Here is a 15908-nt window from a genome sequence, read left to right as displayed (position 1 = left end):
TAGTGTTGAGCGGCGAGGTTCAGTGAGTACGAATGCCAAAAGTAAAATATGCTTGCTGTAAATATTCATATGTCCTGTTTTGCTTTATCAAGTCTCGTATAAGAGTGATCTTGTATCATCTGAATCCACAGTTTTTGTTGATTTGAAGATGTTACAGCACTGTACTGCCCCTTTTAGGACCTAAATCAGTTTTCGGCTTATTCTCAGGAGTGGTTTTTCAACTAACGAGTAGCTGGCCATGCCAACAATAATGACAAATACCAGTGCAAGTGGAAGGACTACCATATTATCAGCAAGACCATTGACAGAAAAAGTCCCCCAAATCCTCCCGACGAGGCTTAAGCTCAATATATGCGACAGGTATATGGAATATGAGGCATCTCCAACCCTGATCAGATAGCGGTTCATGAGATAGCCATTCCTCTCTGCATTGATCAGACAGAATACAATTGCCAGAGCAGGGATACCAAAAATGAATACCCTCCACCAATAGAGCGGTTCGATCCTTCCTGTAACAACAGTAAAGAGATAGTATCCGGAGACCGAGGCCACGAGAGCAGCTAAAGCGAGAACAACGAGGATAGCAGGTTTTACAGTGAAGTTCCTTTTTTGGTACAGGATTGCCAGAAAACAGCCCCCAATAAACTCGAGAGTCAGAGGATGAAAAAGTATCCTGAGAGTTGGGAGCGTAACAGTAAACAGGACACTCCCCAAAACAACAATTCCGCCCCAGCCCACAAGCACAAATGGCAGTCTTTTTTCGGAGGAAAAGAGCAGTGCCAATGAAAAGACAGTGTAAAAATAGATTTCATGGATAAGAGTCCATCCAACCATAACCAGTGGCAAATAATGCGACGGGATCAACAAAAAAGACTCAAGAATAGAGATATGGTTTCCCTGTTTGCTGTTAACCCAGGACGGCTGGATGAGAAAAACAACCAAAACCAGTAAAGTGTACACCCAGTACAATGGATAAATCCTTGAAAGACGGCGATAGATAAAGGTTACTGCATGCCTGAAATTGCGAAATTTTCCTCTTGTTACGGTGACCATTACAAAGCCACTGATCACAAAAAACATATCCACCCCGAATATTCCAAATTGCAGAATATCTGGAAGGATCGTCTCCAAACCGCCATATTTCCGCTCAACACTGAAAAGGTGTAAAAACACGACAAAAAGGACAGCGACACCACGGAGCGCCTGAATATTCTGTATTCTATCTTGTTGTTGCATTGAATATGATGGTAACAAATATGTGTGGTGGTTTGGGACTAACTCCGGTTCGCTTTTTTTACAAAAGCGACTGGGACAATTCATCCGGGGTATTAATATTGCTCCAGGCACCACAAAGTGACGGTGGAATAACTGGAGTTGCTATCTTCGCACGTCTGGCCACCATGGAAATCCGTAAGACACCGGAGGAGCAGAGTTCTTCAAAATAGTCTTTGGCCTGCGGTTCATAGAGGGCAAGAAGAGGTTCGACAAAACCATTTTCCTGAAGACGGGGAACCGTTCCGAAGGAGTCGGGGCTTCTGCTGGCAATCAGCCACTCCAGAGATTCCGTGGTAATATTAGGCATATCGCAGGCCAGTAGCAACCAGCAGGAATCTGGTCGCCAGCGCATGGCTGCAAGGATTCCTGTGAGTGGGCCCTGTACTCCGGGGACATCAGGAATACGTGTAAGTGCGGCAAGACTTTCCGGCACCTCCCCCCGTCCTGAAAGAACGATCTTGCTGGTAAAGGGCTGCAGCAGATCCACGGTATTCTCAACCCATGTTCTGCCGTTGACCCCAGTAATCAGGTGTTTGGGGCGACCCATGCGGGAACTGCGACCACCGATAAGCAGACAGGCACGAATGGGTGCTTCCTGCTGTATTCCTGTTAATTCTCTCATATCTGCAGGGTGACTGTATCTGGCAGGATGGGAAGAATACCCGCCTTTCGGCCAAGAAGAAGAAAACTCTCAATCGCTGCCATCCCTTCTGGTCCAAGATTCTTGGAAAATTGATTCACATACAGATCTATATGATTTTGCATCACCTGTTGATCCATCTCCTGAGCATATTGCTGAATATAGGGAAGACACTCTCCGGGGTGTTCATCGGCCCAGACAATGGACTCATGGATCGCCCTGTCTATCTGTTCTATCCGCTCTTTTCCAAGGGAACGTCTGGCAGCAATGCAGCCCAATGGTATGGGATGCCCCGAGGTCTGCTCCCACCAGGTGCCAAGGTCCTGCAGACAAGTCAGTCCATGTTCTGCATAGGTGAAACGGCTTTCATGAATAATTACCCCCGCATCCACCTCTCCACTTGCTACCGCCCCCATGATTTCATCAAAACGCATTACCACCAAATTTGTGGCTTTAGGGGAATACATACGAAAAAGAAGAGCGGCGGTGGTCAGGCTGCCCGGGATAGCAATACGTGCATCATCAAGAACTGCAGGGTCAAATCCGGGCTTTGCTACAAGAAGCGGGCCACAGCCACGACCAAGAGCAGCGCCTGCGGAAAGCACACAATATTCATCCAGTACATGACCAAGGGCATGAAAGGAAAGCTTGGTGATGTCGAGTTTTTTCTCCACCGCCCAGGAGTTCAGGGTTTCCACATCTTCAAGCAGTGGTGCTGCCAACTGCACATCAGGCAGTGGAATCAGACCATGGGTCAGTGCATAAAAGATATAGGTATCGTTTGGACAGGGTGAATAACCAAGAGTTACTGGAGTTGTCATTCGTTTTTCAAACCTTTAAGAAGCATGGCGGCCGCCTTTCCTGCCTGATCACAGGCCTCCTTTAATTTCCAACGCGTTAGATCACGATCTTCGACATAGTTGGAAACTGCACGCATTTCAAGTAGAGGCAGCATATATTCCTCGCAGATCCTGGCAACGGCTGCGCCTTCCATGTTTTCACAGAGAGCATCATACCTTTGCCTGAGCATTGCGCCACGACCGGCGGTCGCGCTCACTCCACACACGGTAACAAAATTTCCGCGCCGAACCTGAAGACCGTTTTCTTCCAGCAGAGACTCGGCCCGATTGAGGAGATCGGAGTCCAAAACATACTGAAATCTATGCAGCAAGTCCTCAGCAAGGGGTTCCATACGGTCTGGATAACAGATTCCCATATCTCCAAAAAATTCTTTCTCAGCAAAACAGATCTGCAGAAGGTCTGCCTGTTTTTCTCCATCAGCCAGATAGGCACCAGCGACTCCGAGATTCAGGACAGCATGAATTCCATTCTCCCCCTTGCTCTTTTCTCTTTCAAGGAACCGGGTCAGATTGAATGCTGTTTCCACCATACCGACTCCAGTGACCAGGCTCATCCATTCGTCAGCCTTACAAACACTGTAATCCAGCAGTGATTGGAGCTCAAATTCTGTTGCGCAAACGACAAGGAACATGGTAGGTAAACCTTTTTCCAGAATACCAGTTGGTACATCCAACCGATTTTTTTCAATCTACACTTAGCGAATTACGCATGCAACAGGAATTCACCCTCCAGGCCTACAACTATACACTTCCACCTGAAAACATTGCCCAACACCCGGCAGATGCCAGGGAAGATTCGCGCCTTCTCATCCTCAATCGCCACACAGGTAAACAGGAACATGGAAAATTCCATCAAATCATCGACCTGCTGAATCCCGGCGACCTGCTTGTAGTAAATAACACAAAAGTCTTTCCAGCACGGCTCCATGGACACAAGAAGAGTGGTGGCAAGGTAGAAGTTTTTCTCCTTTCTTACCCCGTTGTATCCGAGGGTCATAATGGAAAAAAACATGCCGAAGTGACAACGCTTATTAAAAGTTCCAAACGGCCGAAACCCGGCTCTCTGCTCCTGCTGGGACCGGACCTTGAGGCCAGGGTGCTGGAACTGCTTGATGGCGGGAAGGTCACTGTTGAGCTCTCCTATTCCAGCGATAAAGAGCTCTCCACAATCCTTGAGAAGTACGGACAGGTTCCACTCCCGCCCTATATCAGCAGGAAAGAGGGCAGTACCGACGAAGACAGGAAGCGCTACCAGACGGTTTATGCTCAAAACCCAGGAGCAGTCGCTGCGCCGACAGCAGGACTTCACTTTTCAGAGAATCTGTTAGAGGCTATTCGTAACAAAGGTGTGGAGTTTACAGAGATCACTCTCCATGTGGGGCATGGTACTTTCGCTCCAGTTCGCTGTGAGGATATCAGGAAGCACAGGATACATCAGGAATATGTTTCGGTGTCACAGGCAAGTGCTGACAAAATTAACGCAGTGCGAAAGGCAGGAGGAAAGATATGGGCAGTGGGTACGACCACGGTGCGAACCCTGGAGTTCATGACCGATCCTGACGGCAGGGTACAGGCAGGAGAAGACTGGTGCGGACTCTATATAATGCCTGGGTACAGGTTCAAGGTTGTGGACAATCTTATAACCAACTTTCACCTGCCGGAATCATCGTTGCTGTTTCTGGTTTCAGCACTCTGTGGCCGTGAACACCTGATGGACAGCTACCGGGAAGCCATCAAAAAGGGCTATCGGTTTTATTCATACGGTGATGCAATGGCCATCCACGACTGAAACCAGAGAAGAGTGATCAGGAATTTGCTGCAGCGCAGGGACAACTGCCGCTCGACTTACAGGGAGGGGCCGCCGTACTACTGGTGGATGTACTCTTTCCTGCTGGCTGTGTAGAGGCGTAGCCATCAGCGTACCAGCCGCCGCCTTTCAGTTTAAAGGAACTCATGGACATGATTTTTTTCACAGGCCCACCACAGTCCGGACACTGAGATAAAGGATCGTCGGACATTCGCTGCTGAACCTCAATAACTTTTTCACATGCTGGACACTCATACTCATATACTGGCATTTCTGACTCCGTCTCACTATTTGTCTTGTTTTTTTTATATTGTATTCCCTGTTCCCAAGGTACAGCGTACTGTAATGCGCAGGTTTCGGCCTGTCAACTCCCGCTATCATTTCCTGGAAGAGTTTCGCAGTATCGGGATATTATGAAGTAGGCTGCAGCTCCTGCCTTCTCTTCACTTGACTTTTGTAGTTCCCGGTTTACTATCGATGCAAACTGAGAGTTTTTTTATACAAAATCAATTGCAGCTGCAAAAGAAACCACCGTTGCTGAGGAAACAACAGCATCCGGCAAAACCATCAATTTACAACCACAGTATTATCAATGATAGGTATTTTTGATTCAGGTGTCGGCGGCATGACAGTAGCTCACGCCGTTGAACAGCTGCTCCCGGACTATTCACTCGTCTATTACGGTGATATTGCACGGAGCCCCTACGGCCCCAAAAGCCCGAAAACCATTATCGACTACTCCATCCATAACACCGAGTTCCTGCTGGATAAAGGTGCGGAGTTAATTATTATTGCCTGTAACTCAGCATCTTCAGTGGCCACGGAAACCCTTCGGGAAAAATTTAGCGTCCCTATCATTGAGGTGATCACTCCGGCGGCCAACCGTGCTATTTCATCAAGTCAAAACGGCAGAATCGGAGTTATCGGCACCAGGGCCACAGTCAGAAGTGACATCTACCAAAAAACAATTCTTGCCAGGCAACCAGACTGTAAAGTCTTCCAGGAGATATGTCCCCTTCTTGTACCACTTGTTGAAGAAGGCTGGCTGAATAAGCGGGAAACAAAAATGATTCTCCGTCGCTATCTTGCCCCGTTTAAAAACAGACAAATCGACACACTGGTACTTGGCTGTACCCACTACCCTCTACTAAAGAATCTGATTCAACCACGGATCGGTAAACGGGTTAAACTCATTGACTCTTCCATTGAAACCGCTCACTATGTAAAAGAATTCCTTCTCAGTAACCCGAATATCATATCGAAGAATGGAAATGCCAGTCACAGATACTATGTCTCTGACAGTACAGAAACAGCCCGACCAGTTGCCGAGCGTATATTTTCCCGTCCAATGGAGCTAATTATTGCATGAAAACTTTCCAGGCAGCCAGACTCTCTCTTTTTACCTTTCTCTTTTTCACCACCCTGCTCCTGCCCTCTTTGGTAAATGCGGCAGAAACACCTGAGGAAGTCGCCTCACGACTGCAGAAGCGCTACGACACTATCTACTCATTTACTTTTGACTTCAATCAGGACACCAGAGGCCAGCTCAGTGGACGCCCCAAAAAGGGAAGCGGCCAGGCCTTCTTTTTGAAAAGCAATGCTCCAGGTGAGAATAATGGTAAAATGCGCTGGAACTATTCAACTCCCGAAAAACAGGTGCTGGTGAGCGACGGTGTCACATTTTCAATGTATTTTGCCTCCATGGCCCAGATGATCATCAGCCCGGCTTCTGCTCTGCAGCAGGATCTGACCTATTCTTTTTTCACAGGATCCGGTGATCTGCTTGAGGATTTCACTGTCCTCCCCCCCGATCTGACCCTGAGTCCCGAAGACCAGACCACTATCATCAAATTGATTCCCAAAGCAAAACAGTCTCAGGTCGCCGAAATTCATCTCTGGGTGACCGATGATTCCCTTATTCGACGTATAGAAATACTGGATCATTTCGACACGCTGACTGTTCTTAATTTCAGTAATCTTCTGGTCAATACTCTTGACAGAGACAATACCGAGCTTATGGAACAACTCTTTCATTTCAATCCACCGGAAGGTACAGAGATCATCAATCAATAATGGAACAAGCAACTCCCTTTCGGCTGGGACTGGTCTCTATGCCCTGGTCGATTTTTAATCGTCCCTCCATCCAGCTTGCCGCACTCAAATCCTGGCTCGACACCAGAGAAAACGGTTCCATTGTAACAAGCCTTTTCCATCCCTACCTCAATGCCGCCGCTGCCATTGGTACCGAAACCTACCACTATCTCGCAAAAAACAGCTGGGCTGGTGAGGCACTGTACAGCCCCCTGCTTTTTCCTAAACAGAAGAATCAGGCTGAACAACTCTTTTATGAAAGCTGCCGCAGGGAAAAAGGTCTTAAAGACCTTGATTTCGATAGATACGTACAGCTCCTCGACGATGCCCTGGAACGGTGGCTCGACAGCCTGGACCTTGCAGCCTATGATCTCATTGGATTCTCCGTCTGTTTTAACCAACTGATCTCATCACTCACAGCGGCGGATAGAATAAAAAAACGCTGTCCAGACCTGCCTATAGTCTTCGGTGGCTCCGGCTGTGTCGGCGAAATTGGGGTATCCCTCCTCCATGGTTTTTCCCAGATCGATTTCGTTATCAGTGGTGAGGGCGAGAATAATCTGGCACAACTCTGTCATACGCTCCATTCTGCAGGAGACACAAGCACCTTACCACCCCAGGTCTTCAGCCTGAAAACAGCAGCACATATCAGCAGCAGTTGCCCTGGCATTTCAGATTTGAACACTCTACCGGTACCGGATTACGGCCCCTACTTTCGGGAAATGACGCATACCTTTCCCACTCAGCCATTCGTACCCATTCTCCCCATTGAATTTTCCAGGGGATGCTGGTGGAATAAATGTACATTCTGCAACCTGAATCTCCAGTGGCGCGGCTACCGCTGGAAACAGGCAGACAGCATGCTCAGAGAAGTGCGACAGCAAAGTACGCGGCATAAATGTCTTGATTTCTGTTTTACGGACAATGCCCTGCCACCAAAGGAGGCCGACAGTTTTTTCAACACCCTGGCCCATGAAAGGTGTGATTACAGTTTCTTTGCCGAGGTACGTGTTATTACAGATCCAGACACCCCTCGCAACTATCGCAGAGGCGGCCTCACCACCATTCAGGTGGGTATCGAATCACTTTCCACCAGTCTGCTCAAAAGAATGAAAAAGGGAACCACTGCCATTGAAAACATAGCCGCCATGCGCCAGAGTGCCGAGGCCGGCATTCAGCTTGATGGAAATCTGATAGTTGAATTCCCTGGCAGCTCCATGACCGAAGTAGAAGAAACCCTGAACAACCTGGATTTTGTCCTCCCCTACGCACCTCTTGCCCCTGCCTCTTTTTTTCTCGGTCATGGCTCACCTGTTGCAAAAGATCCCGGAAGCTATGGGATTCTTGCAGTAACCCAGCATCCAAAGAACAAAAAACTCTTTCCTAAAGAAATCCTCCGGAATCTCAACATGCTTATCAAGGGTTACCGTGGTGACAGGGGCCGTCAACATAAGCAGTGGCAGGAAGTTATCAAAAAAATCAGCAACTGGAAGAAATTTCACGATAAACGTAATACTGCACACCCGCCCCTCAGCTATCGGGATGGCATGACTTTTCTCCTTATACGTCAGGAACAGCTGGACGGTTCCACACTGCAGCACAGATTACAGGGTGCCTCCAGGAAAATTTATCTTTTCTGCCAAAGGATTCGCAGCCTTGACGAGATCAATCAGGAATTTCCAACAATCAAAGAAGACACGCTGAGAGGCTTTTTACAGGATCTCTGCAGCAAGAAACTGATCTTTCAGGAAGAAAATCAGTTTCTGGCGCTTGCCATTAAGCGCTGATTTCTCTCTTTCCTTCTTTTTGATAAAAAAGTACAATGCCAGAATATTTTCCAGCAACATCCAAATCAAGACTCAACCAACAGGTTATCAACATGTCAGAAGAGAATGCCAGTTTTGCCGAACTTTTCCAGGAAAGTGAATCCAAATCCATCCGTCGTCTGAACCCCGGTGAGAAGATCACAGCAACCATCGTGGGGATCAGCGGAGAATCCATTTTTCTCGATTGCGGAGGAAAAAGTGAGGGTATTCTTGATGCTTCGGAGATACAGAGCACCGATGGCGAGAGTAGCCCGGCAGTTGGTGACAAACTCGATGTCTATTTTTTGCAAACCAAGGGAGGAGCCCAGCTCTTTACCATCAGCATAGGCTCCGGAAAAAACACGGAACACCTTGGAGAAGCATGCCGCAGCGGCATCCCCGTTGAAGGTGTTGTCAAGGAAGAGATTAAGGGTGGTTTTGAAATCACTCTTGGTGGTTCCATCCGCGCCTTTTGTCCCTACTCCCAAATGGGACTGCGTCGTGTTGAAGATGCGGCAGCCGAATATATTGACCAGAGGATGAACTTTCTCATAACCAGCTATGAAGAAAATGGCAGAAACATTGTGGTCTCAGCCCGTGCCCTTCTTGAACAGGAGCGGGAAAAACTCCGTGATGCATTACAGGAGACACTTGCAGAGGGTGACACGCTGACCGGGATTATTACCTCCATTCGTGACTTTGGTGCCTTTGTTGATATTGGTGGCGTTGATGGGCTTGTGCCTATCTCAGAAATCGGCTGGAGCAGGATTGAGAACATCAATGACTTTTATGCAGTGGATCAAAAGGTCAGTGTGGTTATAAAAAAACTGGACTGGGACAATAACCGTATCACTCTCAGCATCAAAGAGACCCTGGAAGACCCATGGGAACAGGCCGCCGCGAAGCTCAGTGGTGGACAGATCCTCACCGGAAAAGTGGCCCGGCTGGCTCAGTTTGGTGCCTTTGTTACCCTAGCACCCGGAATAGATGGACTGATTCATATTTCCAAGCTTGGCAAAGGACGACGCATCAATCATCCACGTGAAGTTCTTGAAGAGGGACAGGAAATTGAAGTTCAGATAGAAAGTATTGATACCGTCGAAAAACGTATCAGCCTTGTTCCTTCTGATTATGTCGGCCCTGAAGACGATCAAAAAGCAGAGGAAAAGTTGGTCGAAAGTTTCCAGAAAAGCAACAAAGAACAACCGTCAACTCTTGGAACATTTGGTGATCTCCTGCAGGCAAAACTTGCGGAAAAATCGAAATAACAAACGTTACTGCACACTTTTCACTCCCGCCTGTCACCTTTCGACAAAGGGAGTGAAGGTGAGTTTTAGTTTTTTTACAACAACGCCTGCCTCACTGCCTGTCCTATCTGAGTCAATGCATAGGGTTTCCTGACAAATTGACTTGCTCCTAGAATAATTGTCTGCTTAACCTCATTGTTTTCTGCAAAACCGCTGGCAATGATGGCTTTCTGCTTTGGATTAATTTTTAAAATTTCCTCGTATGTCTTGCGACCATTAATACCCTTATTCATTATCATATCAAGGATAAGCAAATCCACCGGATACTGCTTAATATAGGCGATTGCCTCTTCACCACTGCCTACGGTGTACGCCTTGTATCCAAGAGCAGTCAGAATTTTCCTGGCTATTTCCTGTTGCTTCTCCTGATCATCTATCACAAGAATGCTCTCTCCATTTCCCTTAAAGTTACTGATAGACAACTGTGAACTTTCACTCCTGACACCTGCTTTTGTTGTAGGAAAATAAAGATCAAAAGTAGTACCACTTTCATCGCTTGTTAAATCAATAAACCCATCATGATCATGTACAGTATTCCAGACTATTGCCAATCCAAGGCCCGTTCCACTTCTCCCCATCGCCTTTTTTGAATAAAAGGGTTCAAATATTTTCTTTATATCTTCCTCTTTTATACCGGAGCCACTATCCGTTATGCTGACAACAATATATTCTCCCGCTTCAATAATCTCATACCCTAAACGGGGCTCTTCAACGAAAACATTTTTGGTACGGACAACAATCGTCCCTTTTCCTTCCATCTCCTCTGCTGCATTACCAATCAAATTCATCAGGACTTTATTAATATGAACCACTGAGCAATAGCTGTTTGGGAGTCCAGGTTCACAACAAACATTGATAGCAACACCTTCCAGGCGGCGATCCATTTGTTTTTTCTTTATTTTTGTAATTAAGCTCTCGACGACAGTATTCAGGTTACAAACTTCTTTTTCAGCAGTAGCTCCTCTGGCTACTGTTATTAAATCCGAAACTACAGAAGCCGCTTCCTTGCCTGCCTCCTGTATGAGTTGGATAGTATCACGATATTCATGTTCATCTCCCATTTGCATCAGCAAGAGCTCCGGCAGGGTAACTATCCCGGATAAAATGTTATTTAAATCATGAGCAACTGACCCGGCCATCAAGCCCAATGTTTCCATTTTACTGGTAATGGCTAATTGCTTTTGGAGCTCGAGCTTTTCCTGATCAGCCCTTACTCTTTGACTTATATCCCGAATAGCACAAACACGAGCTTCTTCTCCCTTGTACGTTATTCGTCGACTACTGATTTCAATAGGAAACTCCGTTCCATCTTTTCTAAGGCCCAGTGATTTATAACATCCAAAGATTTTTTTTTAATTCTTAAACTCACCTCAGCAATGACAGTGCCAGATAAGATTTTCTCAGGAATTTCTTTATCAAGAAGCTCTGCAGGCTGATAACCAAACATCTCAAAAAACTGTTCATTGCCATCCAGCAAACGACCATTAGAATGAATTGCAATGCCCTCCCAGGAAGCTTCTGCCAGCGTTTTAGATCGTTCTTCGCTGATCTTCAGTTCCTTTTCCAAACGGCTATGTTTCATTGCCTTACGAATGGTATTAAAAAGGAGCTCATGATCAAGCGGTTTTTTCAGGTAATCATAAGCTCCTTTTTTCAATGCCTCTATTGCCGTCTCCACTGTGGCATTCCCGGTCAGCATAATTGTTGCTGTCCCCAAATCCTCATCCTTAAGGCTATCCATTATTTGATAGCCAGGCATATCCGGCAACACTACGTCCAGAAGCAAGAGATCAAAGGTATTACCCTCCAGAAGCTCAACGGCCTCTTTACCTGTATACGAAATGGTCACATTATAGCCAGACAAGCTAAGAATCTGAGAAAGACTTTCACAAAACCGTGGTTCATCATCAACAAGAAGAATCCGTGCTGAATCATTCATCTTGACACCTTTTGTACTGTATAGAAAACAACACCCGCCCCAGTTCCTGAAGTTTTGAGTGTCTAAAACGCAATGCACATAAATTAACTGTCAGAGTTTTGCCTTATTGGCAAAGTAATACAAAAAAGAGTTCCATCTGTTCTATTGCTCCTGCACGTCACCACTCCATTCATTTCTGTCACCAGTGAATTAACAACAGAAAGTCCCAGGCCCGAATGCCCTTTTCCCTTTGTACTGGTAAAAGGATCAAACAACTGACCCAGTATCTTCTCAGACACTCCAGGGCCATCATCTCGAATTGTGAGCTCGATACAGTGACTTTTTTTATCAGCTGTGTGGAATTCAGCAAATTCATCCATACAACGTGAGCTGGTAGCAACATACACATTGCCACCATCAGTCATCGCCTCTGCAGCATTTTTAAGTAGATTGATTGCAATTTGTTTTATAGCTCCGGCATCCGCCATGATGTCCGGCAGGTCAGGATCCGGCATAAAGTGTACCTGAAGATTGGAAGAGTAAAAAACGGATCTGGAAAGAACACTCAATACCCCAGATAGTAAGTCATTGATGTCAATCAACTCGTAAGTACGTTTGTTTGAGGTTGAAAAGGCATCCAGTTGCTGAACAATCATTGAGATACGAGTTATTTCTTCATCCAGAACAGTGAATTCATCTTGCAGTGCACCCGTTGCTGGTAATTTCATCTCAACAATTTTCAAGTAATTTCTAATAATACCAAGTGGATTATTAACTTCATGGACAACTTTGGCAGCTGCCATGGAGGCTGCATCCAGACGGGCTTCATGAATCTTTTCCGCGTGCCTTCTTTTCACTTCATCCAGATAAAGAGACATTGCAGCCTGATTGGCCAACAATTGGACAAGATCGTATTCCGACTCATTCAGCAATTCTTTCCCGGTTGAACCATCGACTCCGAAAACCATCACGCCAACTGATCTGTTCTGGGCAGTCATTGGGAAATACAGCATGCCTTTACCACCTACTAGATCAAACAGTTGAGAATCCACACGACTCTCCATCTGGAATTCAGCTTTCTGCGTGATGGAAATTGACCGTTTTTCAAGCATTGATTTTACCAGAAGACTTTTTCCCTGTTCTGTGGAAAAAATAAGCTTCTGCAACTGCTCAGAATAACGGTTTAGGGTCGAAGCTCTGCCATACAATTGTTGTTGTTCGAAGTCGTGTAAAAAAAAGAATACGGTTTCAATATCAAAAAGAATATTGATAGCCTGCTCTATAGCTTTTAAAATGACGTCCCTGTTCTCTGCTGCTACCAAATTTTCAAGAAAGCCATGCAGCAGAGAATAATTTTTTACCTGCTGCTGCAGATCACGCTCAGGGCCTCTAGATTCTGAGAACTGCTTACTGGCCTTCTCTGATGGAGGAGACACCTTTATGCCAAGCCCTTCGGCAACCTCTTTTGTCTCCTCCTCGACTCCTGCACAGATTTCAGCGACCTGTTCAGATCCAAGGTCAAAAAGTTCGCGCCCTACCTCATAGAGATCTTCAGATCCGGCTTCTCCAGCCTGACAGCATTGGTCAGCTAAACAAACAATCTTCACCAATGGGGGATTACCTTTGACCTGTTCCAGAGAGGTATGATGATATAAGACAGCATCGGCAATGAGTGAGTTCAACTTCCATTGTTTCACCAGCCAGGCACCGGCATCACAATGATTAATCCCTATCTGTTCCTCTTCTTTGCTGCATTGAAGAATTGTATTCTTATTTTTACTTTGAATAGCGATGCACTCTTCAGGAAAATTCATCCACAACAACAATTCACCTAGATTGTGAATTAGACCCGCAAGGTAGGCCTCTTCACTATTCTCATAACAAATCTCTTTGGCAATTCTTTTAGCATAAATGGCGGAGGTCAATGAATTCCACCAGAACCTCTCCATTGAAAGATGTTCATTTTGCCTGAATTTGTTAAAAATCTGTTGGACAGAGGCAGTAATAGCGATATTTTTAATTGTATCTGCGCCAAGATACACGACAGCCTGATCAATATTTATGACTGTGCTGTTCAAATTAAAGTATGAAGAATTAACAAGGGTCAACACCCTGGAACAAATGGATGCATCTTTACTAATAATTTCAGAAAGCTCTGAGAGAGCCATCTCATCATTGTCACATGTTTCAACTAGCTTTAACAATACCTGAGGAAGAGACGGTAGATGTTTAGACTTTTGCAGACGAGCATAAATCGGATTTTTATTGTCCATATGGTTATTTCTTTATACGCTGATTTACGTCCTCCCTCATTGTTGGGAAGAGTATACTACTTTGTCTTGCAGAGGTACTGACCTCTCATACCGGAATGAACAGTATCATCAGACTCCGCCACAATCGATTTTTTTTATCAATAAGCAGGGCAGATCTTTTTTTGATACTGACAAGTAAGCAAGCATAAGCTTTGAAAATGGTTAGCATTCCTTTTATTTGTTTTGAAAGTTATCACAACGTTGTGCTTTTACACAAGGTTTAAAATACAAAACGATATCAAATCGTTATTATCAAACAAAAGAGTTTTTCCATGGCCAGGAATTGAATTACATGAGTGTAAACAATATATAGTTGCGGATAAACAAAATGGTTTTTTCGAAAAGACATTCAGTTCTTTGCAAAAGATCACGAATTGGGGGGGGAGGGGGGAGATGATCGAGCAGGTCTATTTAATATTGTTGTATGTATGCATTACTGATTAATAGATATTTCCAGACAATTCCATTATCGAAAAATTTTCAGGTTTAAGGTGAGATTCCCAGACATTGCTTATGTTTTAGAAATAATGGTAATTCAAAAATTCAAGAACACTATTTTTTAATCCCTGCCTTATTCATCTTGTACCGCAGAACACGCTCACTTATCCCCAAAGAATCCGCAGCCTTGGTTTGAACCCATTGGTGTTCCTCCAGTGCTGCTATCAGCATCTCTTTTTCTACCTCGGCCAGGCGCTCACTGAGCAGTCCTCCCGTATTCTTGCCCTCACGTACCCTCATGGGAAGATCCATCACTTCAATTCGAGATCCACGGACAAGAGTAACCAGACGCTGAATGAGATGTTCAAGCTCACGCACATTACCAGGAAATGGATATTTCACCAGCTGGGCCATGGCATCGGTGCCGAACCCAATGTCGCTGACTGCATATTTACCAAGAAAATATTCTGTCAGCTCCACAATATCATCACGACGTTCTCTCAGAGGGGGAACGCGTAATTCAAGAACATTGAGACGAAAAAACAGATCTTCACGAAAACTACCTTCACTCACCATCTGTTGCAGATCCTTATTGGTAGCAGTAAGCACCCTGGCATCAACTTCGATCTCTTTTTCGGAACCAACACGACTCACCTTCTTTTCCTGCAGCGCACGTAAGAGTTTTGCCTGGAGCTGCAGGGGCAACTCTCCCACCTCATCAAGAAAGAGTGTTCCGCCAGCTGCAAGCTCAAAACGTCCACGACGCTGTGAAGCAGCACCGGTAAATGCCCCCTTTTCATGGCCAAAGAGTTCTGACTCAAACAGATTTTCTGGGATTGCAGCACAATTCACCTCAACAAAGGGGCCATTTTTCCGAGGTCCCATCAGGTGTATAAGTCTTGCCACCAGTTCCTTTCCTGTACCGGTTTCTCCGTGAATCAAGGCAGCCCATTCCGTTGGAGCGACGCGATAAATAAGAGACAGCAGCTCCTGCATGGGCTTACTGGAACCGATGATTGATATTGGCAATTCAATCTGCTCAAGTGATTCTGTTATCTTTCCAGACTCCCTCTCAACCATAAGGCCCTGTTCAATTCTACGGATTTTAGCCAGGAGATCCATAAGATCGACGGGTTTTTCCATAAAATCGTCAGCACCGAGCTGCATCACTTTTACGGCCGTTGACACATCTCCGTAGGCAGTAATCATAATTGCCCGCACCAGAGGGGAAGCGCCTCTCATCCGTTCAAGTACCTCATCACCATTCATGTCCTCCATGCGGTGATCCATCAGCACCAGCTCCACGGGAGCAGATTCGAAAATACGCAATGCCTCATTGCCGCCTGCAGCGGTCAGCACTTTAAAACCCTGTTTTTCAAGAAAACCCTGCAGCATTTCCCGCTGGGTTATTTCATCATCGACTATCAGTATCAGCATAGGAATTCACGTGCTTTC

Annotated in this window: 14 protein-coding genes; 5 read left to right on the top strand and 9 right to left on the bottom strand. The window is 45.7% G+C overall.

From position 1 onward, the window contains the following. Positions 1–180 precede the first annotated feature (180 nt). The 4 genes from UWK_RS10680 to mqnB are packed head-to-tail and all read right to left on the bottom strand — an operon-like array spanning position 181 to position 3407. On the bottom strand, positions 181–1236 hold the full coding sequence (locus tag UWK_RS10680; RefSeq protein WP_015404380.1) for an acyltransferase family protein: 1056 nt from the start codon (positions 1234–1236) through the stop codon (positions 181–183). A 58-nt stretch (positions 1237–1294) separates the two neighbouring features. After that, entirely contained in the window at positions 1295–1897 is a 603-nt protein-coding gene (gene mobA, locus UWK_RS10675) for a molybdenum cofactor guanylyltransferase (protein WP_015404379.1), read from the bottom strand. After that, positions 1894–2736, bottom strand: a complete 843-nt coding sequence (locus UWK_RS10670; protein WP_015404378.1) for a menaquinone biosynthesis family protein — start codon at positions 2734–2736, stop codon at positions 1894–1896. Before UWK_RS10670 ends, mobA begins: the two co-directional genes overlap by 4 nt. After that, positions 2733–3407 carry a futalosine hydrolase gene (gene mqnB / locus UWK_RS10665; protein ID WP_015404377.1) on the bottom strand — a complete coding sequence of 225 codons (675 nt, stop codon included), beginning with the start codon at positions 3405–3407 and terminating at the stop codon, positions 2733–2735. Before mqnB ends, UWK_RS10670 begins: the two co-directional genes overlap by 4 nt. A 77-nt stretch (positions 3408–3484) precedes the next feature. Here mqnB and queA point away from each other — a divergent pair, with 77 nt between their 5' ends. Then, on the top strand, positions 3485–4564 hold the full coding sequence (queA, locus tag UWK_RS10660; protein ID WP_015404376.1) for a tRNA preQ1(34) S-adenosylmethionine ribosyltransferase-isomerase QueA: 1080 nt from the start codon (positions 3485–3487) through the stop codon (positions 4562–4564). Between the two features lie 16 nt (positions 4565–4580). Here the strand turns inward: queA and UWK_RS10655 are convergent, their stop codons facing one another. After that, positions 4581–4853 carry an FmdB family zinc ribbon protein gene (locus UWK_RS10655; RefSeq protein WP_015404375.1) on the bottom strand — a complete coding sequence of 91 codons (273 nt, stop codon included), beginning with the start codon at positions 4851–4853 and terminating at the stop codon, positions 4581–4583. A gap of 321 nt (positions 4854–5174) precedes the next feature. On the opposite strand from UWK_RS10655, the gene murI reads away from it, so the two are divergent. The 4 genes from murI to rpsA all read left to right on the top strand — a co-directional run bounded on the left by murI (position 5175) and on the right by rpsA (position 9746). Further along, positions 5175–5951 carry a glutamate racemase gene (gene murI / locus UWK_RS10650; protein ID WP_015404374.1) on the top strand — a complete coding sequence of 259 codons (777 nt, stop codon included), beginning with the start codon at positions 5175–5177 and terminating at the stop codon, positions 5949–5951. Further along, entirely contained in the window at positions 5948–6655 is a 708-nt protein-coding gene (locus UWK_RS10645) for a LolA family protein (protein ID WP_015404373.1), read from the top strand. The genes murI and UWK_RS10645 overlap by 4 nt, the downstream gene beginning before the upstream one ends. Next, positions 6655–8460 (top strand): RiPP maturation radical SAM C-methyltransferase, encoded by a 1806-nt coding sequence (locus UWK_RS10640; RefSeq protein ID WP_015404372.1) that lies wholly within the window; start codon positions 6655–6657, stop codon positions 8458–8460. The genes UWK_RS10645 and UWK_RS10640 overlap by 1 nt, the downstream gene beginning before the upstream one ends. Before the next feature lie 92 nt (positions 8461–8552). After that, positions 8553–9746 carry a 30S ribosomal protein S1 gene (gene rpsA / locus UWK_RS10635; protein WP_015404371.1) on the top strand — a complete coding sequence of 398 codons (1194 nt, stop codon included), beginning with the start codon at positions 8553–8555 and terminating at the stop codon, positions 9744–9746. A 74-nt stretch (positions 9747–9820) separates the two neighbouring features. Here the strand turns inward: rpsA and UWK_RS10630 are convergent, their stop codons facing one another. The 4 genes from UWK_RS10630 to UWK_RS10615 all read right to left on the bottom strand — a co-directional run bounded on the left by UWK_RS10630 (position 9821) and on the right by UWK_RS10615 (position 15890). Continuing rightward, positions 9821–10924 (bottom strand): ATP-binding protein, encoded by a 1104-nt coding sequence (locus UWK_RS10630; protein ID WP_041916396.1) that lies wholly within the window; start codon positions 10922–10924, stop codon positions 9821–9823. A 128-nt stretch (positions 10925–11052) separates the two neighbouring features. Continuing rightward, on the bottom strand, positions 11053–11724 hold the full coding sequence (locus tag UWK_RS10625) for a response regulator (RefSeq protein WP_015404369.1): 672 nt from the start codon (positions 11722–11724) through the stop codon (positions 11053–11055). A gap of 83 nt (positions 11725–11807) precedes the next feature. After that, on the bottom strand, positions 11808–13976 hold the full coding sequence (locus UWK_RS10620) for an HDOD domain-containing protein (protein WP_015404368.1): 2169 nt from the start codon (positions 13974–13976) through the stop codon (positions 11808–11810). A 591-nt stretch (positions 13977–14567) separates the two neighbouring features. Then, the gene (locus UWK_RS10615; protein ID WP_015404367.1) at positions 14568–15890 is read right to left on the bottom strand and encodes a sigma-54-dependent transcriptional regulator; all 1323 of its coding nucleotides are present in this window, start codon (positions 15888–15890) and stop codon (positions 14568–14570) included. Between the last annotated feature and the right edge of the window lie 18 nt (positions 15891–15908).

This window comes from Desulfocapsa sulfexigens DSM 10523 (assembly GCF_000341395.1).
GTDB classification, from domain to species: Bacteria; Desulfobacterota; Desulfobulbia; order Desulfobulbales; family Desulfocapsaceae; genus Desulfocapsa; species Desulfocapsa sulfexigens.
The sequence above is the reverse complement of the archived record's forward strand: the minus strand, read 5'-3'. Positions and strand labels throughout refer to the sequence as shown.